Annotated in this window: 15 protein-coding genes and 1 riboswitch; of the genes, 2 read left to right on the forward strand and 13 right to left on the reverse strand. The window is 41.4% G+C overall.

Going from position 1 to position 20550, the window contains the following annotated elements; translation table 11 throughout:
* Nucleotides 1–195: 195 nt before the first annotated feature.
* Genes meaB through ACLRYO_RS05470 form a run of 3 tightly spaced genes read right to left on the reverse strand, consistent with a single transcriptional unit; the run spans nucleotide 196 to nucleotide 5798 of the window.
* Nucleotides 196–1449 (reverse strand): methylmalonyl Co-A mutase-associated GTPase MeaB, encoded by a 1254-nt coding sequence (meaB, locus tag ACLRYO_RS05460; protein WP_004694551.1) that lies wholly within the window; start codon nucleotides 1447–1449, stop codon nucleotides 196–198.
* Nucleotides 1442–3631 carry a methylmalonyl-CoA mutase gene (scpA, locus tag ACLRYO_RS05465; protein WP_060919469.1) on the reverse strand — a complete coding sequence of 730 codons (2190 nt, stop codon included), beginning with the start codon at nucleotides 3629–3631 and terminating at the stop codon, nucleotides 1442–1444. The genes meaB and scpA overlap by 8 nt, the downstream gene beginning before the upstream one ends.
* A gap of 4 nt (nucleotides 3632–3635) precedes the next feature.
* Nucleotides 3636–5798: a methylmalonyl-CoA mutase family protein gene (locus ACLRYO_RS05470; RefSeq protein ID WP_413084713.1), complete on the reverse strand. Its 2163-nt coding sequence runs from the start codon at nucleotides 5796–5798 to the stop codon at nucleotides 3636–3638.
* A gap of 290 nt (nucleotides 5799–6088) precedes the next feature.
* Nucleotides 6089–6265: riboswitch (cobalamin riboswitch) on the reverse strand.
* Between the two features lie 160 nt (nucleotides 6266–6425).
* Between ACLRYO_RS05470 and rarD the strand changes: the two genes are divergently transcribed.
* The gene (gene rarD, locus ACLRYO_RS05475; RefSeq protein WP_008602040.1) at nucleotides 6426–7322 is read left to right on the forward strand and encodes an EamA family transporter RarD; all 897 of its coding nucleotides are present in this window, start codon (nucleotides 6426–6428) and stop codon (nucleotides 7320–7322) included.
* A 96-nt stretch (nucleotides 7323–7418) separates the two neighbouring features.
* On the opposite strand, the gene ACLRYO_RS05480 is transcribed toward rarD, so the two are convergent.
* On the reverse strand, nucleotides 7419–8318 hold the full coding sequence (locus tag ACLRYO_RS05480; protein ID WP_287526002.1) for a DUF3829 domain-containing protein: 900 nt from the start codon (nucleotides 8316–8318) through the stop codon (nucleotides 7419–7421).
* Nucleotides 8319–8499: 181 nt separating this feature from the next.
* Nucleotides 8500–9147 (reverse strand): tetratricopeptide repeat protein, encoded by a 648-nt coding sequence (locus ACLRYO_RS05485; protein ID WP_413084714.1) that lies wholly within the window; start codon nucleotides 9145–9147, stop codon nucleotides 8500–8502.
* A gap of 118 nt (nucleotides 9148–9265) precedes the next feature.
* On the opposite strand from ACLRYO_RS05485, the gene ACLRYO_RS05490 reads away from it, so the two are divergent.
* On the forward strand, nucleotides 9266–9340 hold the full coding sequence (locus ACLRYO_RS05490) for a type I toxin-antitoxin system Fst family toxin (RefSeq protein ID WP_229039624.1): 75 nt from the start codon (nucleotides 9266–9268) through the stop codon (nucleotides 9338–9340).
* 263 nt (nucleotides 9341–9603) lie between these two features.
* On the opposite strand, the gene ACLRYO_RS05495 is transcribed toward ACLRYO_RS05490, so the two are convergent.
* From ACLRYO_RS05495 to ACLRYO_RS05530, 8 genes are all read right to left on the reverse strand, one after another.
* Nucleotides 9604–12426, reverse strand: coding sequence for an FAD-binding and (Fe-S)-binding domain-containing protein (locus tag ACLRYO_RS05495; protein WP_413084715.1), 2823 nt, complete (start codon nucleotides 12424–12426; stop codon nucleotides 9604–9606).
* Between the two features lie 498 nt (nucleotides 12427–12924).
* On the reverse strand, nucleotides 12925–13719 hold the full coding sequence (locus tag ACLRYO_RS05500; RefSeq protein ID WP_413084716.1) for a sulfite exporter TauE/SafE family protein: 795 nt from the start codon (nucleotides 13717–13719) through the stop codon (nucleotides 12925–12927).
* A 78-nt stretch (nucleotides 13720–13797) separates the two neighbouring features.
* Nucleotides 13798–15342, reverse strand: a complete 1545-nt coding sequence (locus ACLRYO_RS05505) for a ClC family H(+)/Cl(-) exchange transporter (RefSeq protein ID WP_413084717.1) — start codon at nucleotides 15340–15342, stop codon at nucleotides 13798–13800.
* 298 nt (nucleotides 15343–15640) lie between these two features.
* Nucleotides 15641–16792, reverse strand: a complete 1152-nt coding sequence (gene fucO / locus ACLRYO_RS05510) for a lactaldehyde reductase (protein WP_413084718.1) — start codon at nucleotides 16790–16792, stop codon at nucleotides 15641–15643.
* A gap of 253 nt (nucleotides 16793–17045) precedes the next feature.
* Complete coding sequence (locus tag ACLRYO_RS05515; protein ID WP_413084719.1) at nucleotides 17046–18194, reverse strand: glycoside hydrolase family 3 N-terminal domain-containing protein; 1149 nt, start codon at nucleotides 18192–18194, stop codon at nucleotides 17046–17048.
* 284 nt (nucleotides 18195–18478) lie between these two features.
* Entirely contained in the window at nucleotides 18479–18712 is a 234-nt protein-coding gene (locus tag ACLRYO_RS05520) for a (2Fe-2S)-binding protein (RefSeq protein ID WP_004694527.1), read from the reverse strand.
* Nucleotides 18713–19104: 392 nt separating this feature from the next.
* The gene (locus ACLRYO_RS05525; RefSeq protein WP_004698228.1) at nucleotides 19105–19731 is read right to left on the reverse strand and encodes a site-2 protease family protein; all 627 of its coding nucleotides are present in this window, start codon (nucleotides 19729–19731) and stop codon (nucleotides 19105–19107) included.
* 9 nt (nucleotides 19732–19740) lie between these two features.
* Nucleotides 19741–20511: a carboxymuconolactone decarboxylase family protein gene (locus tag ACLRYO_RS05530; RefSeq protein ID WP_413084720.1), complete on the reverse strand. Its 771-nt coding sequence runs from the start codon at nucleotides 20509–20511 to the stop codon at nucleotides 19741–19743.
* Nucleotides 20512–20550 lie beyond the last annotated feature (39 nt).

The following is a 20550-nucleotide window of genomic DNA, read 5'->3' on the forward strand; positions in this document are numbered from 1 at the left end:
AGGCACAGTATCTTACTACTTGTTTCACCAACAGCAGTTTTAATACTATGCCTTTTACAAATACATCTTTAATTATATCGAAATACATACGATTACTAACAGAGTTCGTATTAAGATAAGTTATGCCGGCTTATCTAATATATATTTAGCAATACCATATATATTTAACAATACAATATGTATTTACCGATCTAATTATTGTAAGGACTTATCGAAAACGCCAATAAGTTCTTCAACGGCTTGGGATTCACTCATTTCACCGTCTAAGACAGCGGCTTCGACTTCGCCCATGCGACCTTGAATGACTACATTATTAAAGAATAGGTTGTGCAAGTGTTCGTCAATCATATCGCGTACCCAACGGAGGGATTGTTCTTGACGGCGTTTTAAGAAGACCCCATTTTCTTTGCCTTGTTCAGTGAATTCTTGGATAACATCCCACAATTCATCGAGGCCATCCTTTGTGACAGCTGAACATGTATAGGCTTGAGTCTTCCATTTTTCCGTAGCTGGACGAATGTAATGTAACATCCGATCATAGTCGCTACGAGCAATGAGAGCTCGTTTGAGGTTATCCCCATCAGCCTTGTTGACCACAATAGCATCAGCAAGTTCCATAACGCCTTTTTTGATGCCTTGCAATTCATCGCCTGCCCCCGTTAAAACGATGAGCATAAAGAAGTCTACCATGGAACGCACGGTAACTTCGCTTTGCCCAACCCCAACGGTTTCAACGAGAATAATATCGTACCCAGCAGCCTCGCAAAGTAGCATAGTTTCTCTACTTTTACGAGCCACACCGCCTAGCGTACCACCAGCCGGCGATGGACGAATATAAGCCTCTGGATGTTTCGTCAACGTTTCCATCCGCGTTTTATCACCCAAGATACTGCCTTTTGTGACTTGGCTCGTAGGGTCTACAGCCAGTACGGCAACCTTGTAACCCGCTTCAATGAGCATGTTACCGAAGGCTTCAATAAACGTACTTTTACCGGCCCCAGGCACACCAGTAATACCGATGCGCAATGCCTTGCCCGTGCGAGGCAATACGGCTTGCAACACCTGTTGAGCTAGTTTGAAATGGTCCTTATTATTACTTTCTACTAATGTGATAGCCCGTGAAAGTATAACGCGGTCCCCCTGCTCGATACCGCGTACATAATCAGCGACAGTTAATTTCTTTCGCCGCTGTACGGGACGTACCGCTGGAGCCAGATGAGCAGAGCTAGATAAGAGGCCGTCATGCATTTCCTTGACGCCTTTCATTACGTGACACGCGTAAGTGTCATCTTTCTTCGCTTCTTCTGGCACCCAGTCGGGACGATAGGTACTACCCTCGGTGCTTGCGTTTTTTACACCTAATTCAGGGGCTTTGCCTTCACCAGTGGTGAAAGTTGCGTCCTGTGTATTGCGCAATTCATCCGGAGTAGGCCGTTTGTTATCAGTCATGAGACTCGTCTTGAACGTGACTAGTCAATGTTTCTAGTAATTTTTTCGCCGCTACTGGCAAAACTGTACCAGGGCCAAAGATAGCCACTGCGCCATGTTCGCGTAGGAATTCATAGTCCTGAGCAGGGATTACGCCGCCGATGGCAACTAAAATATCTCCACGGCCCCGCTTGTTGAGTTCCTCTACAAGTTGAGGCAATAATGTCTTATGCCCCGCCGCAAGAGAACTAAATCCGACAATATGAACGTCATTATCCACCGCATCTTGTGCTGTTTCTTCTGGAGTTTGGAACAAAGGTCCGATATCCACGTCAAAGCCCATATCCGCGAAGGATGTAGCGATAACTTTGGCACCACGGTCATGACCGTCTTGGCCCATCTTCGCAATCATGATACGAGGACGACGACCTTCGAGTTCTTCAAAGTTATCTGCCATTTGGCGTACTTCTTTGATTACATCGTCATCTTCAAATTCGCTGGAGTATACACCGGAAATAGAGCGAATAACCGCTTTATGACGACCGCATACCTTTTCAACAGCAAAGGAAATTTCACCCAAGGATGCACGAGCACGAGCCGCTTCAAGTGCAAGAGCAAGTAAGTTGCCTTCACCCGATTCTGTAGCCTTTGTGATCGCTTCAAGACAGGATTGAACCTTTTCTTCATCCCGGTTAGCACGCAATTGTTCGAGACGACGAATTTGCGCTTCCCGTACAGCTGTGTTATCTACGTCGAGGATATCCAATGGATCTTCTTTATCTAGACGATATTTATTGATACCAATAATCGCTTCACGACCAGAGTCGATACGAGCTTGGCGACGTGCAGCAGCTTCTTCAATACGCATCTTAGGAAGCCCTGTATCGATAGCTTTCGCCATACCGCCAAGGGATTCGATTTCTTGGATATGACCCCAAGCGCGACGAATCAATTCGTCTGTCAACGCTTCTACATAGTAGGAACCGCCCCATGGATCGATAACCTTACATACCTTAGTTTCATCTTGGATGTAAAGCTGAGTATTACGCGCAATACGTGCAGAGAAGTCCGTAGGCAACGCAATGGCTTCGTCAAGCGCATTGGTATGTAGAGATTGCGTATGACCTAACGCAGCACCCATCGCTTCCATACATGTACGAGCCACGTTGTTGAATGGATCTTGTTCTGTAAGAGACCAACCAGATGTTTGGCTATGTGTACGGAGTGCCATGGATTTAGGATTTTCAGAGCCGAAGCTATTGATAATCTTAGCCCACAACATACGAGCCGCACGCATTTTTGCCACTTCCATGAAGTAGTTTTTACCGATTGCCCAGAAGAAGGACAACCGTGGTGCGAACTGGTCAACGTGAAGGCCTGCATTAACACCGGTACGGATATATTCGAGACCATCGGCCAATGTGTAACCTAATTCGATATCTGCAGTAGCGCCCGCTTCTTGCATATGGTAACCAGAAATGGAAATACTGTTGAATTTAGGCATGTACTGGGATGTATACGCAAAGATATCACCGATAATACGCATAGATGTAGCTGGAGGGTAAATATAGGTATTACGTACCATGAACTCTTTCAAGATATCATTTTGGATTGTACCAGCCATAACCTTTTTATCAACGCCTTGTTCTTCACCAGCCAAGATGTAGAAGGCCATTACTGGCAATACGGCGCCGTTCATTGTCATGGATACGGACATTTGATCAAGAGGGATACCGGAGAATAGAATTTCCATGTCGAGGATGGAGTCTACCGCAACACCCGCTTTACCAACGTCACCTACTACACGAGGATGATCGGAGTCATAACCACGGTGAGTAGCAAGGTCAAAGGCGATAGACAAACCTTTTTGGCCCGCTGCCAAGTTACGACGATAGAACGCATTGGATTCTTCCGCTGTGGAGAAACCAGCGTACTGACGTACTGTCCAAGGACGAGTAACATACATTGTGGAATAAGGTCCACGCAAGAATGGAGGTACACCAGCCATATAGTCAAGGTGTGTCATCCCTTCATAATCCATCTCTGTATAGAGAGGTTTTAGTTGGATTTGCTCCATTGTTGTATTATATAAATCTTCAAAGCTTTTTCCTGTTTCTTTTTGAAGTTCAGCAAGCCATGCATCGCGAGATGTTGCTTTCTGAGATTCCAAGCCAAGAGAGGAGAAGTCTGGATTTTTGAACATGAGCTCACATCCCTTTCTTATCTTGTAACGTATTCAAGATTTCGTAACAATTTGCACGAACAGAAATGAAGTCGTCCACGCCAGCTTCACGGTACACAGGTTCTAAGTCCTTAGGCGGTGCCCCTGCTAAAATAACCGTTACATGCGGCATAGTTTCTTTCAATTCCTTAGCGAGTGGTGGCACCAATTCTGGATAGGTATCATCTGTAGAACAGATAACGACAACATCAGCACCACTTTCACGAGCAGCTTTCGCAGCATCAGCCGTTGTTTCATGGCCATCATTTTTAATAACTTCAAAAGCACCTACTTCGAAGAAGCCTGTGGAGAAGTCCGCACGAGGTTTATGTTGAGGGATTGGGCCCATATTAGCCAAGAATACCTTCACATTATCTTTCGTACGTTGTTTATAATTCTCGGTGCGCATGCGAAGTTCTTCAAACCGTTCAGTCCAACGATGAGCTGAAATGGATTCAATCGTTTCAGAAGCAATATCACCAGCGTCTAAAGCCTTCCGGATTTGACGTATTGTTAATTTATGTAATGCACCGAGTTCAATAAGGCCAATCAAAGCGCCTGGTTCCGTAGTACCTGCTTCTAGGGTAGCCTGTGCTTTCACAACCGCATCTGGCTCCGCACTCGCCAAGTACTCTTCGATTTGAGCAACCCGTTTTTGACGCAATGTTTCTTGATTTTCTGGTTTTGGATCAAGCAATTCTTCAGTCATGTTCGCATACATGTTGTTACCTACAGCCACATCTTTGCGGAATGCAAGGTTTTTGAAGCGTTCATCAAGAACTGCTTTAACTTGAGCTTGTGGATAGCCTTCTTTCAAAGCTGCTATGATGCCACCTTTAGACTCAATAGTTTGGAACTCAGCCCAAATTTTTTCGCATAATTCAGCTGCCAATGTTTCCACATACCAGGAACCGCCTACAGGGTCCACCGGTTGACGCAACTCGAACTCAGTTTGCAACATAACTTGGATGTTACGGGCAATACGACGAGAGAAATCGTCAGCCTTGCGAATTGGTTGGTCGAATGGGGACACTTCAAGACTGTTCAAACCGCCTACAACACCAGAGAATGCTTGTGTTGTATTACGCAACAAGTTTACATATGGGTCGTATACAGTTTTTGTGAAAGCCGATGTTCTGCCGTGTACATGAACGGCACGGTCAGCTTCTTCAGCACCGAACGCTTCCATGATGCGCGCCCAAAGTACGCGCAATGCACGCAATTTAGCAATTTCCATAAAGAAGTTTGCACCCAAGGAGAATGTAAACATCATGCTGTTAGCAATAGTATGAATATCGATGTTCCGTTGTGCTAATTGACGCACGTAGCAAACGGCTGTTGCCAATGTATACGCAACCTCTTGCACATCATTAGCGCCGCCATTAGCATATACATCGCCAGATACGAGTACAGTTTTAAGCTCTGGAGCTTGTTCTTTAGCCCATACAACAGTATGTGCCATTTCATCAAAGGCTGTATCTAAAGACATATGCAATGTGCCATCTTTAGCCCAAACACCAATAGGGTCTGCACCAACGAGACCTTTCAAGTCAGAAGTCTGTTTTTTAGAGCCTTTCACCGTAGCCGCTAACATACCGAGCAAGATAGCTGCAGAAGCACCTGTTTCAATGTATAAAGGATTTTCCTTCAAATTAAAACGCTCAATCAATTGTCTACAATCATCCATAGTAGACAGAGATGTACCGCCGATACCAACAGCTGCGCCTACTTGCACATCTTGATCATGGCGTGTTGCTTCATCAAGGCGAATATTGTGAATGGTGCCACCTTTTACAATTTCGTATAAACTTGCATGATTAGCATCCTTAGGAAAGGATTCGTCTACATATTGGGATACGCCCCAAGAGTCTTTAATATAACCACTTGCCTTTGTGCCACGTAGGAACTCACCTGCTCCAGGATATACACCCTTTGGAATTTTTTCTCCATGCAATGCAGGCGTGTAAATTGGTTGTAACGTAATTCCCTCATAGGTTTTAGTGAACATCTTCTTATGGAAGTCGCCACCCTTTAACGCTTTTTCAACCTCGGTCTGCCATTGTTCATACGTAGGTTTCTTAAACTCATCAAAGGATACAGGTGCTAATAAATCGCGTTCAGCATCCTTTGAAGTCTTTTTGTCAGACATATATGTGCCTCCTTTTCAACTCGAAACCATACCGAGAAACAGCGCACCGTACCTGCGAATTGTTAGATATATGAATCAATCGAGCTTTATCTTATTGGACCACATCAACCTCAAAATGTGTCCATCTGTTTGATATCTATAAAACCTGATTCCTATACTCAACATCCACTCTAAGGGCAATAAAAAACGTGCCACCTAAAAGTGACACGTAAGGTTTCTTATTGAAAGGTACACTAAAAAATACTGTAGCCAGCATACCCCAATCCCCTTCCTATCGCTCGTAGGTACATAACGGTGATTATCAAATAGGCAGTTCTCCTGGCTCGGGATCGTCACCTCGCTTTCGCCTTCCCAGATTACTCCAGTGACATGTATAAAAGCAGGCTCATCCTTACAGTGGCGGGACCGCATCGGCTTATACCGATTTCTCTATTAAGTCTTGCGACACCTATTCTCTATATTCGTTGTTCTAAGTCCAATATAGTGTAACAATATGCACAAAGTCAATGAACATAACATTTAATCATAAGTACCAAAACTAAAGTTATAACTGAAAATCATATGCAATAATTAAAACGCATGATTTGAGAATTAGTGATATAATAAATACTATCATGAGGAGGCATTATGGAGCATACAAGTAAAAAAGGGTTAATCACAGCCCTTAGTTGTTATATAATTTGGGGCTTACTCCCTCTATATTGGGCATTATTAAACCATGTTTCACCGTATAATATACTGGCACAGCGCATTATCTGGTCAGGTGTTTGCATGGCTATCGTTGTATTTGGCTTACACTTTAAACAATTCAAAAAGGACTTTCAATTACTAAAAGAACAACGTTCACAACTATTCCTACTGTTAATTGCGGCAGTCATCATCAGTGTAAACTGGTTCACCTACATTTGGGCCATCGCCAATAATCAAGTTATGAATACGAGCCTTGGCTATTACATCAACCCACTCTTCAATGTAGTATTAGGTGTCATCCTATTTAAAGAGGTTCTATCCATACCGAAAAAGCTGAGTGTCCTCATCGCTACCATCGGCATCGCCTTACTCACCTATCAAGTGGGATCCTTGCCATTAGTGTCGATGATTCTCGCCATTTCCTTCGGCCTCTATGGAGCCGTAAAAAAGAAACTACTCATCTCTCCCTTTACGAGCATCGCCTTTGAGGCCTGGCTATTAACACCGCTAGCCTTACTATATACGACCATGGTCGATAATACCGTGTGGTCCTATTTCGGCACAAACTGGTATACAACCATGTTGCTCATAGCCTGCGGTCTAACTACATCTGTCCCATTGGTTCTATTCTCCTATGGTGCACAGCTATTGCCGCTTAACCTACTAGGCTTCTTGCAATATGTATCCCCTACCATTGCCTTATTGCTAGCCATCTTCTACTTTGGTGAAAGCTTTGGCACACCACAGATGATCGCCTTCGGTTGTATCTGGATAGCCTTAGTATTATTCTCCTTATCGAGCCAAATTACAACACGCATTAGCCTAAAAAAGTAAGGTATATCCTATATATCAACTAAAAAAAAGCTGTATCAAATGATACTCTCATTTGATACAGCTTTCTTTTATATAGACGTATTAATCTAACTTATTTTAATCTAACTCATTCATATTGGTCGTATTCAGATTAGAAATGTAATGGTTATAGGCCTCAATCATACGATTATAGTCATTATCTTGTTTCGAACCCATATAGGTACGGATTGCACCAATCGTAGAGTTTACAGAGGTCTTAACAGAATCATACTTAGGACTAGTAATACCATTTGATACATCACCAATAGATTGCAACTCTTGATTGATAGCATTTACATCTAGTTGTTTTTCACTATCGATCTTTTCTAGGACCGCAGTAAGTCGCAAATGAACCTCTTGTGCTGCAGCGGCATTTTTCTTGCCTGCATCACGCAATTGTTGCAACCGTTGTTGCAAGCGGTCTGTATTAATTTTATGCATAACATTATCAAAGTCAGCATAAATAGGAACAAATTGTTCATATAATTGAACATATTTAGGGCCTAATTGTTGCTCCTTAGCATAGTTGTCTGTGGTATACCCTTTAGATTTATAATATGCATCGAGCTCTTCCGCTACCGGTGTAATTTCGTTCAATTTTGAAAGCAGCTTATCTAAAGGCTCCTTCATTTCATCATACGGAATACCTGCTTGCTTAGCCTCTTCTAATTCTTTTTGTAACTGCTTAAAGTTCGGTGCACTAAATACAGTTAAATGCTGCCCCGCTTTTAACTCATTAAGAGTTGGCGTATTCGCATAATCAAACATGACAGCCATGCGATTGTATCGGCTTACAGCTTTCACATATTGATTAAATAACTGCACCTGATCCTGCTCAGACCGCTGCGCAATTTCCTTACGGCTCTGTTCAGTCCCCTGCCATAATTCTGACATACTACAACCGCTCAAAAAAAATGGGGATGTCAATGTCGCCGCACACAACACAGCCATTGCTACCCTTTTACCGAATAGTTTCATGATGAATCCTCTCCTTCCATCAATACACAACCTAATTTATATATATTAATTATATACTAATATGATTTTTATGAATAGAATTAATATATAAAGGTCATTTATCAATTTTGTCAAGTGACTAATAGAATCAGGAAACATCATTTCTACTCTAATAATATTATTGTACTCAATAGAATTAAAACTATAATCCTACCAATGTTTTAAATCGCCTATTATTGTGAAAGCGTTCAAAATGGTCTTGTTCGGCTGCAACAGCTTTTACAGAAGGATCAATTTTTATAGCCTTTTCTAGCCAATCAAGAGCCTTAGTATCTTCCCCTTGGTCTGCATAAATAGTAGCAATACCATACACAGACCAAGTGTTACTAGGGTCCTTTTCCAATACCTTTTCAAACCATTGTTTAGAATCGTTTAACTGACCTTGCAATTTATAGACCATGGCCATGTTATAGTAATTAGCCACATTGCTAGGATCTAAATCATAAGCCTTTTTAGTATCTGTCAACCCTTTAGCCGCATCACCATTTAATGCTGTTGCAAAGCCGCGTACAGAATAGGCTTCTCCGTTGTTAGCATCTTGTTTAATAGACGCAGTGGCTTCCTCTATGGCTTTCGAATACTCACCAGCAGATAAGGCTTGCTTTGCTGTAATTAGATGGTCATCTTGCTTGGTAGTCGCTTGGCTGTTTCCCGCAGCAGATGTAGAGGAACCAGTTGCAGTAGCAGAACTAGTTACATTTGATTCTGTTTTATTACTATTCGTATTTTGATTCAATCCACATCCCGTAAGAGCTATTATTAAAAGAAAGAAAAGCACAAATTTCTTCATTAAGAATTCTCCGATCATTAATTATATACAAGACTCCTTAGCATGATGATATAATATAAAATACCTCCCGAAAGGAGGTGGTATATTGCAGGAGCTGTTTTATGCACTCTGGGGCACCTTGCTTGCCCCTATTATTGTTGCCTTAGTTGTAACTACCTACAGCTACTGGCTTAACAATAAAAACAAAAAATAAGCAAGAAAAAGGACGAGCTGCCACTCGTCCTTTTTTTTGGTTATATTGCAGGTAATTTCATACACTCTACTACCTACGTTTAGTATACCACATTTCTTAGAAAAATAAAGAATTAGAAATAAATCTCATAAAACCCCTAAAAAACTATTACTAGTTTTAACATAATTTGCGAGCAATATTAAAGCAACATTAATATAAACTACCAGTTACTTTAACATAAACTACTAGCAACGTTAACGTAAATAGCAATAGATATACAAGACTTATTTCTTAGCCTTAGAACAACGATCTAATAGGAATGCAACGCCAACGAATGGGATGCCACCGCTTTCACCAAGACCGATTTCACAGGTAGAGCTGGAGCTTACGCCTAGTGTTGCACCGTATTCAGCGATTTCAGCAGCAAGGTCTTTGGTAGCAGATTTATTAAGTTCTGGTGTGAAGAACCCTTTTTGACCAGCAAAGCCATCGCATGCAAAAGATTTAATGTTAAATACATGGTCTGTGCATAGACGAACCAAATCTTCAATATATTGAGATTTATTCAAGGATTTAATCTTACATTGTTTGTGTACGATGACCCGTTCATCACATTTTTCAATATCGAGATGAGGTACAACGTATTTACACAAGAATTCAGAAATATCATTGATTTCTAAGTCTGGCATGTGTTTGAAAGCATGGTTGAAACATGCACTATGATCGATCACGATTGGATATTTACCGTTTTGAGATGCTTGCATCAATGCATCGTGTAAGTCCTTAACAGCGCGCTCATGAACGTCATCATAGTTTTCAAAACTCAAGCCACAGCAGAGGTTTTCGATATGTTGAGGGTAGATAATATCGATATGGGCCTTGTTGCAAAGGCTTTCCACTACTTGTTGCAAGCTGCGTTCATCGTCGTAACCTTGATTAGGTTTGAAGGCGCGGTTCGCACAAGTACTAAAGTATACAACCTTTTCAAAATTAGTCGGTTTAATACGGCTTCTCAATCTGTAACGATTGGCCTTAGGTGTAGTCTTAGGAATGTACGGAGTAATACCTGTTACACCATGTAAGCCTTCTGTAATCTTGGAAATCGCTTTTTGTGTAACGATAGAACCTGCAATACCTTCGAGACTTACGCCGGCACGAGCCATTTGAAGTGTAGTAGGGAAATTATCGTAAATCTTCTTAGCTAATTCCGGTGCTGGAGGATCGATGCGGCGCATAGATAATGCAATTTGAGCAGTATCGATGCTGAGCGGGCAAAGGCCTTTACACATGGAGCACGCAGCACAGGTATCTACACCAAAATATTCATAGCCTTTTTTAAGTTCCGCAGCCAATGTGAAATTGCCTTCGTTTTCAAGGCGTTTTGTTTCACGCAACAATGCAATACGTTGACGAGGAGTCAATGTTAAATTGCGGCTTGGACAATGTTTTTCACAGAAACCACATTCCATACAGATTGTAAAAGCATCATCGATAACACATTGAGCTTTAAGGTTTTTCTTATACACATCTGGGTCATCAGTGATGATAACATCAGGATTCAAGATGCGTTCAGGGTCAAAGATAGCTTTGATGCGACGGTTAATTTCGTACGCTTTACGGCCCCATTCCATTTCAATGAAAGGTGCCACCATGCGGCCTGTACCATGTTCAGCTTTCAAAGAACCACCGAAGCCAGAGACGCGTTCGGACATTTCTTTTACCAAATCGCCAAAGTTCTTAGTATCTTTAGGATCGCTGAAGTCAGGTGTAATGTTAAAGTGAACATTACCAGATAACGCATGGCCAAAGATTACGCCACCATCTACGAAATCGTATTTGTGGAATAATTCGGTAAGCATTTCGATGCCCTTAGTGAAGTCTTCGATTTGGAAACATACGTCTTCTGTAATAACAGTGGTGCCTTTTCTACGTTGACCACCAACGATTGGCAAAATGCCTTTACGGATTGCCCACCAGGAATCGTATTCTTTAGCATCTTGAGAGTAAAGACTTGGAATAGCTGTTGGAATATCTTTCAATTTGTCTTTAATGAAAGCTAAGTTTTCATCGACAGTTTCTTTGGAGTAGCTTTCAGTTTGGAACAGGATAGCACTTGTACCTTCAGGCACTTCACGAACAAATTCAGGCACATTATCTAGCGATTGAACGGCCTTAAGGGATTGATAGTCCATCATTTCCGCAGCAACAACCTTGTCACGACCCATATTAGCCAAGGCTACAACAGCAAGAGATGCATCGTTCAATGTTTTAAAGAACATGAGACCGCAGCCTTTATACGGTACGTCCTCAACAGTGTTATATACGATTTCAGACACGAAACCTAATGTACCTTCAGAACCAATGAACAAGTGGTTGATGATATCAATAATATCTTCAAAATCAACAAGGGAGTTCAAGCCGTAACCTGTGGTGTTTTTGATTTTGTACTTATGGTGAATCAAGTGTGTCAATTCTTCATCGGCCAAAATATCCTTACGCAATTGTAAGATATCCTCTACCATTTGAGGTTTTTCTTTAAGGAATTGATTAATACTCTTTTGGTCAGACGTATCAAGGATGGAGCCATCTAATAATACAACGCGAATGGACCGAATTGTTTTATAAGAGTTTTGCGCCGTACCACAGCACATACCAGAGGAGTTATTATTCAAGATACCACCTACTAATGCTGTGGCAAGCGTTGCAGGATCTGGACCAATTTTACGATTGTACGGTTTCAATAAATCATTCGCATCGGAACCGATAACACCGCATTCACATTTCAAGGCTTTCCCATCATCGATAACTTCCATTTTCTTGAAGCCATCATTACATACGATGAGCACATCTTCACTGGAGCATTGACCAGACAAGGAGGAGCCGGCCGCACGGAATGTAAATGGTGTCCCACATTGTTGACACAAACGAATAAGCCGTCTTACTTCTCGTTCATCTTCAGCTTTAACAACTACCTTTGGTAAATAGCTATAGCAAGACGCATCAACGCCATATGCATAACGACGTAAATGATCGGTGTATACGCGACCTTTACAAATCTCATTTGCCTCCTTGGCAAAACGTTCATAATCTCTAATAAGTGTACTCACTTCTATTTCCTCCTATCCTTTCTTAAGGAATCTATTACTTTTAGTATACGCCGTTCTCATTCTCCTCACTATAATTATGCATAATTTATATCTCTTCTAATAAAAATCGATATGCATTACCCTTTTATTCCCTCAGTTGAAAGTACATCTCATTAGCATTATCATGTACCCATTTTTCCTCATATACAATCAAGAATCCTTATTTATTAAGCATGTATAGATATAGTCAGTAATTATATGCTAAAACCTCTCTAAACAACGATTCGTACTACCTATAATTCTATAGTAAATACATTACCAACATTATGCATAAAAATAGTATGATTTATATATTTTAAATTTTTCATTCTCATTTATAGTTCTCTATGACTTTTAGTTATACCCTTTTATAAAATGCTGAAAATACAGAAAGCTCTCTAATGATAAACGCTTACGAATCACCATTAGAGAGCTTTACTAAATTATGCTTATTAAAGATAGATTAATTATAAAACCATATTATCCCAAAATACCAGATTTAAGAATGAGGCGTACCGCCAATGCAAAGACAGCTATGCTCATGAGGACGAGGATAGCTTTTGCTTTGAGACGTTTTGCAATACGAGCACCTACTTGAGCACCAAAGATAGCGCCAATACTAGTAGGGATAGCAATACTAAAAATGATGTGGCTTTCAATTAAATGTGTAATAACCCCCACCGTTGTTGATACGGCGAGAATAGATTGACTTGTAGCCGTTGCCATATGGGTAGGAAAGCCCATGAGATAAATCAAAGCCGGCACATGGATGAGGCCACCACCGATACCAAAGATACTCGAAATAAAGCCAACAAAAAAGCTAATACTAATACCGATAGATTTACTATAGCTCAACTGCTCAAGAGTAAGGCTTTCTTCCTTTCTTTCCCCTTTTCTAAAATTTTTAAAACCAATCAATACGGATGCACACAGCATAAAGCATCCAAAGGCAAACATAAAGCCTTTACCAGAGAACCATCCAGACATTTGGGCACCTAAAATAGCCCCCGGAAAGGTAGCAAGACTAAAGATGATAGCAGCGTTAATGTATACCTTTTTTTGCTTAAGATACGCTATAGATCCAGAAATGGCGTTACACATAACAGAAAAAAGCGATGTTCCTACAACCATAGATGGAGACCACTCTGGGAACCAGTACATAAAGAGAGGCACAAACACAAGGCCCCCACCGGCACCGATGATGGTACCAATCATAGCTGCTAAAAAGCCAACTATGGTAAAGAATATATAGAATACCACTATATTATCAATCACATTAACCCCTCCCATGCCGTTTGAATTATTGTTTCTCCATATATACAAAGGATAATCCCGTGTCATCTACTAACACTCCTAATTAGATTGAAAATACGCCTTCGCGGCTTTCAATCGGCCACGCTCACAAGAGACTTGTAATTCATCCCCTGGTTCGAGTTTTACATCGCCTAATGGCACAATGTAGGTACCATTACGGCGAATACTTACGATCAATGTACCATCTGGTAATGCCAAGTCTTGTAACTGTACATCCGTATAGTTTGCCACCACAGGCACCTTCGTTTGAAAGAAGGTTTGTACAGATTCTAGATTGCTTTGACCACTCATGGCTTGCAACAAGGAATCGTAAATCGGCGGTTCTTTTAAAAGATCCGCCACAAGATAAGCCACTAGCGTAACGGTACCGATAGCATAAATATTAGAGAAACTATTCGTCATTTCAAGGACGAGCAAAATCGCCAAGATGGGAGTACGCATAGCTGCGGCCAACATCCCTCCCATGGCACAGATAACGAACTGTGGTACAAAATCAGGAGAAATAAGTCCTAAGGTTGAAAGTAAGCTTTCACAAAAAGCACCTGTTGCAGCACCAATTACGAGCATGGGCAAAAATATGCCCCCTTGAGCACCACTGCCATAGCAGAAGGTGGTAAGTAAAATCTTGCCTAATACGATGCCACCTAAGAGCAATACGCCATGAGATTGAAAGGCAAGCTGACCCACAAGGTCATTGCCCCCACCCAAGAGGAGCTGCGAATCAAAGCCAATGGCTGCCACCGCCACAAAGGTAAGGGCTAATTTCAAGAATCGAGAACATTTGAGCCAGTCAAAGAACCTCTTGAAAGCAAAAATCATACGGCAAAATAACACGCCACATAGCCCCATGATAACACCAACCATGAGCAGTATCGGGAAATATTCAAGAGGAACCCCTGAGGTCACCGTAAAGCCCAGCGCTGGTGTAAGTCCAAAGATACTAACTGTAATATAGTTAGAAATCAAAGTTGCCACGAAGGTTGGTACAACGAGATACGGATAAAAGCTTTTATGTACCTCTTCAAAGACGAACATCGCCCCCGATACGGGCGCACTAAAGGCAGCTGTTAAGCCTGCCCCAGCACCTGCGGATGTCAAAATACGCTGTTCTCGTAGTCCCGAATTCATCCAGTAGGACACAATCTTCCCAGCAGAGCCGCCAATCTGTACGGCTGGCCCTTCACGACCTACGGAAAATCCTGCAAAGCCGGTCAGTACGCCACCAATCATTTTAGATACTAGTGTCCGATAGGGCTTCATATCAAAGAGTCCAAGCATTTCCCCTTCAATTTGCGGGATACCAGAACCACCAGACAATGGGGCCCATGCGAGCAATCGATCTACAATAAACGCAAAAATGACCATTACCACAAGCCAACCCATGGCCCATTCCATAGTAATATCATCCATCAAATGCCACCTGATATGCTCTGATTCAAGTATCAAATAGCGGTATGATGCCCCAAAAAAACCTGCAATCACCCCAACAAGAGCACCCTTTGCAATGAGTTCCGTTAAGAGCACTCGATTCATGGACATATCTGCCAAGGTAGAACTACGCTTATTAAATTTCCATAATTTCATAACATCCTCCTTAGCAGTGACCAAAACCAACCGTTCCTCTGCCGACATAGGTCTACACGAACTATGCATTCATATCCTTAGTATACTTATGTAAACCACCATTTTCAAGAAAGGATTACGTATAAAAATAGCTTTCTCACGGAACATGAGATAAAAGGTCCGAGTCACAAAACAATAGGTAACTCTTTAAACACAAAGCAAGCCACCTCTAAAAAGAGATGGCTAGTTTTATTAAGCAAGTGTGTAAATGTATTTTCTTTACACATTCGGAGGCATTTGAAATATGTAAAGACGCTAATTAGAATATGGAATCATAGATGCCGATTATTTCTTCTAAGGATGCGTCCCGTGGGTTACCAGGTGTACATGCATCGTTGAAAGCAGATTCAGCGAGGAATGGAATGTCTTCTCGTTTCACGCCCGCTTCGCTAAGGGATTTAGGAATGCCTACATCATCAGCTAGCTTTTGGATGACATCGATTGCTGCTTGACGATAGGTTTCTTGATTCATGCTATCTACATCAGGAACGCCCATAACACGAGCGATTTCACGGTATTTTTCACCTGTAGCAGGGGCATTGAATTTCAATACTGCTGTTAACAGCATGGCACAAGCCTTGCCATGAGGAATATCGTACACAGCACTCAATGGATGAGCCATGGAGTGAACAATGCCGAGGCCTACGTTGGAGAAGCCCATGCCCGCGATGTATTGACCTAAAGACATGGCTTCACGACCTGCATAATCACCAGCCACAGCGCTGCGCAAGGAACGACCGATGATTTCGATAGCTTTCAAATGGAGCATATCAGTTAGCTCCCACGCACCTTTTGTGATATAACCTTCTACGGCGTGTACGAGGGCATCCATACCTGTGGCAGCGCAAAGACCTGTTGGCATAGATGCGGACATATCAGGATCCACGATGGCAACGATTGGAATGTCATGAGGATCAACACAAACGAATTTGCGGTTCTTTTCAACATCCGTAATAACATAGTTAATAGTAACCTCTGCTGCCGTACCAGATGTAGTAGTAACAGCGATGATTGGCAAGCACGGATTCTTAGTAGGCGCTAAACCTTCAAGGCTGCGTACATCGGCGAACTCAGGGTTCGTAATAATAGTAGCAATCGCTTTACTTGTATCGATTGGACTACCACCGCCAACGGCAACGATAACATCAGCGCCAGCCGCTTTACAAGACTCAACACCAGCCGTTACGTTTTCGATGGTAGGATTTGGTTTGATACCGTCGTAGACTTCATAAGCAATACCTGCCGCATTAAGCAACTCCGTAACCTTTGTAGCCACTTTAAATTCAAATAAATCTGGCGTAGATGTAACGAGGGCTTTTTTGAAATGGCGATTCTTAATTTCGTTCACAATCTCCTGAATCGCGCCTTGTCCAAAATAGGACGTACCGTTCAACATTATTCTGCGAGCCATATACTTCACTCCTAACAAAACAAACTATACAATAAAAAATAAACCGACAGAGAATCACTTTACTTATTAATTCTCTATCGGTTTAATAAAATCCTTGAAAGCTCGTTATGTATACACTATATATTTTTCTATTGTAACGATTCTAAAGTTTGTCTCCATTAAGTGTCAACTCAGATGCGATTTCAATGAATAGTACTTCCACTTTCTATATTCGTTATACGCTTAATTAATTCCTACCAATAAAATAAATAGCCTAAGAAATTTTGCTCATTTTCATAAGCAAGATACGTTTCACCGATTCATCGAGTCGTTCTTTCGAGATACGACCGTCTTTCACGGCTTTCATAAGGCCATTATAAGCCTCTTGCATGTGTTCGTATTCGTGACATACGAGCAAGATATCGCTACCTGCTAGGATAGATTGCACCGCCATATCACCAAAGGTATAGTGTTTTGCGAGGGCCCCCATGTCCATGTCATCCGTTACGACAACGCCATTATAGCCTATGTCCTTGCGCAACCAATCCGTAATAATCGCTTTCGATAAACTAGCAGGATGATCTGGATCGATTTGTGGGTACATCGCATGAGACACCATGATTGTATAGGTATTCGGTTTAGACTGTTTGATAAGGTCTATAAATACCTTTGTGTCCTCTGAAAGCAATGTTTCTTTAGATACAGGAACGATGCTTGTATCCGCGTGCAAGTCTACATCGGTCTTACCAATGCCTGGAAAATGCTTATAGGAATACCACAAGCCCGCTTCATCGTAAGCCTTGCCAACGGCACCTGCATAGCGAACGACCTCATCAGGGTTCGTACTAAAGGAACGGCCATAGGTTAATCCCAAATCCGCCACAGGAGCAAAGTTAATATTGAATCCCAAGTCTTTTAGTTCCACACCAGACTGTTTTGCTAAGGATACCGCTTGCTCAACAGATGTCTTGCCCAATTCTTCTGCAGGAGGAACCTTGATGAGCTGATCCTCCATGCGCGCTACCGCACCACCCTCTTGGTCGATGCCGAGGAACAATGGCGTTAAACCGACGCTTTTACCAGCCTTATTAATATCTGCAATGAGCGTTTTAACTTGATCCTTGGACTCCATATTACGGTCGAACAAGATGATACCGCCCACACGGTACTCGTTGAGCATAAATTTAGCGTCATCGTTTAGCGTTGTGCCGTGAATGCCAATCATCAACAATTGCCCCACCTTGTCTGCATCGGACATATTAGCCACTAACTTGTCCACCTTTTGCTCTGGTGAAAGCTCGCTTTGTGCCACGGACTCATAGGTCACAGGCTCTGCCTTTGAAGTAAATGGATTATGTAAACCGCAGCCCGTTGTGAGTGCTAATGCACCAATCATAGTGGCTGCTACGAAACGTCGAAACATGCATACCTCCCTTAAATCTCTAAAAAGTAATATGTATAGTATATCAAAAAATATAAACGAGCCCAACATAATCAATACACGACAAGCAGCAGTATAGTACATGCATCTTACAAAACAAAAAGATTGTTACTCGAAAACCCAACGTGTATATCCATTGAGAGAATCAAATAACAATCTTTATATGTTTCATTTTTGTTGTGTAAACATTATAGTTTACATTTTGGAGTGTAAACTATGTATCTTACATTTTGGATGTGTAAAATGTGTATGTCACATTTCGCAAATTAAATTTTTCCTTGCTCTTTCATTTCCGCTAAGAGCTTTACGATACGAGGCCCACAGCCTTTGCCACCGCAAGCGCCCGTGCCAGCACGAGTTGCTTCTTTTACTTGTGGAAATGTATGAGCACCATCTAAAATGGCTTCTTTAATCGTTTTGCGCGTAATACTACGGCATGTGCACACCTTTGTAAGCTTGTCCAGAATCGCCTCTGGCACTTGGTTTTCTTCAAAATTCATATGTAATTCCTCATTTATTCACTTGAATATCTATATACTGTATCAATTTAATATATCGATTTAATATATCGATTTACGTGTCAATTTAGTGTATTGATTTACATATCGATGTAACAGATCAATTTACTCTATTGATAGTATCTAATAATACACTGTAATATTAATATATCGAAAATTTACGATTTCTGTATTTATTATAACACAATTGAGGAACTACATCGATAGTTTTTAATATAAAATCCAAAGAACAGTCAAAAGTAAAATTGTTACTATAAAAAACGAAAAAAATTTACAAATACATTATATGTAAAGATAAGCTAAATCTATCTATAAACTATAAAAAACTACCATAAAGATATTATCTTTATGGTAGAAACTTTCACAAAATATAATTATAGTATGAGCCCAATAATGGCAAAGTAGATTTTAAATATCGTTTGTTGTAATGGACGAATCACCATAGAAATAATGGGTGTATTAATAAGGATGATAAAGAATAATAAATTAAGCATCCCTAATTGGTAATATCTCATCTGCCACTCTGTAGGCAACCACGGCAAGATGATATTAAATCCAGGCAATGGTGGGAACGGAATCAAACAGAAGATTGATAAGCCAATACTATATAAAATAATATATTGCATAACCATGGCAAGACCTTGGGACTCCATGAGGCCTAATTTTCCAAGAAGCATATATATAAAGGTGAATATGAAGCCTGCTATAAGACCTGCCACAGGCCCTGCAAAGGCAAGCAAGCTTATATCACGTCGTGGATCTTTAAAGTAAGATGGATTAATTGACATAGGTTTTGCCCAACCGAAGCCAACAAGAATAATACAGATGGTACCAATTAGATCAAGGTGCGCCATTGGTGACAATGTGAGGCGTCCCGCCAAACGCGGCGTTGGATCACCAAACCAAGTTGCAACCTTCGCCTCTGCATATCCAAAAATAGAAAAAACGATCATAATAGCAGGAATACTTGCTAATATCTGAACCGGATTTAAATCAAACATAGAACTCCTTTATTGTTTAGCTTCCCATGCGGTGTAGCCTTCTTGAATGCAACGAAGGGCATTTAAGGTACGAGGATAGCCGATATACGGCACGCATTGGGATGCGATGTTAATCAAATATTGTTTGCTGTTCCCTACGTTTAAATTGCCTTCTACATGAGCCTTGAGTTGAGCTTCACAGCCACCTTGAGCCGCAAGGAAACAGAAAGTAATCATTTCACGATGAGCCACGCTAAGGCCTTTACGCGTATAGTAATCGCCGAACATATTGGCAAGCCATTTGTTGATATGACGAATATCTTCTGGCCCTTCTTGGTAAGAATTACGCATAGACTCGCCAAAGATTTCCACTTGTTTTTCTACACCTTTTTCAAGACGGGACTCTCCAGTGATTGTGCTGCGAGAGGGATCAACAATGGTTTCTCCTCGATAGTCAAAAATCTTATTGGTCACCTTAAAGAATGGGCGCACACGTCCGATGCCAAGATAGGGCACCGCTTGATAAATGAGCTCTACCACTTCATCAGGAATAAGACCAAAGTTTAATGCTGCCGGTAGCATTAATGCATATTCATCAACAGCGGAGGCGCCTACTAATGTAGCAAGAATGGCTAAGAAGCGATCCTTTGCCGATACATTACGGCCTTCTTCGGTGATGACTTCATCAAAGGCAAAATTATCAAACAATATTTCAAACTCTGGATCAATATAACCTGCTGGGGCTGCAATATCAGGGAACATACGCTCCGTATAGGCTTGAGCAAATTCAGATTTAGACATAAAAAACCTCCATAAACAACACTGGTGAAAGCCCAAAAG

This window comes from Veillonella parvula, assembly GCF_047241225.1.
Taxonomy (GTDB): domain Bacteria; phylum Bacillota; class Negativicutes; order Veillonellales; family Veillonellaceae; genus Veillonella; species Veillonella parvula_O.

Bases quoted from the DNA above. Each gene is read 5' to 3' on its own strand.
- rarD (WP_008602040.1), top strand. From the start codon at position 6,426: ATGGAGCATACAAGTAAAAAAGGGTTAATCACAGCCCTTAGTTGTTAT.
- ACLRYO_RS05480 (WP_287526002.1), bottom strand. From the start codon at position 8,318: ATGAAACTATTCGGTAAAAGGGTAGCAATGGCTGTGTTGTGTGCGGCG.
- ACLRYO_RS05505 (WP_413084717.1), bottom strand. From the start codon at position 15,342: ATGAAATTATGGAAATTTAATAAGCGTAGTTCTACCTTGGCAGATATG.
- fucO (WP_413084718.1), bottom strand. From the start codon at position 16,792: ATGGCTCGCAGAATAATGTTGAACGGTACGTCCTATTTTGGACAAGGC.
- ACLRYO_RS05530 (WP_413084720.1), bottom strand. From the start codon at position 20,511: ATGTCTAAATCTGAATTTGCTCAAGCCTATACGGAGCGTATGTTCCCT.
- ACLRYO_RS05470 (WP_413084713.1), bottom strand. From the start codon at position 5,798: ATGTCTGACAAAAAGACTTCAAAGGATGCTGAACGCGATTTATTAGCA.
- ACLRYO_RS05525 (WP_004698228.1), bottom strand. From the start codon at position 19,731: ATGTTTGATTTAAATCCGGTTCAGATATTAGCAAGTATTCCTGCTATT.
- meaB (WP_004694551.1), bottom strand. From the start codon at position 1,449: ATGACTGATAACAAACGGCCTACTCCGGATGAATTGCGCAATACACAG.
- ACLRYO_RS05515 (WP_413084719.1), bottom strand. From the start codon at position 18,194: ATGTTTCGACGTTTCGTAGCAGCCACTATGATTGGTGCATTAGCACTC.
- scpA (WP_060919469.1), bottom strand. From the start codon at position 3,631: ATGTTCAAAAATCCAGACTTCTCCTCTCTTGGCTTGGAATCTCAGAAA.
- ACLRYO_RS05520 (WP_004694527.1), bottom strand. From the start codon at position 18,712: ATGAATTTTGAAGAAAACCAAGTGCCAGAGGCGATTCTGGACAAGCTT.
- ACLRYO_RS05485 (WP_413084714.1), bottom strand. From the start codon at position 9,147: ATGAAGAAATTTGTGCTTTTCTTTCTTTTAATAATAGCTCTTACGGGA.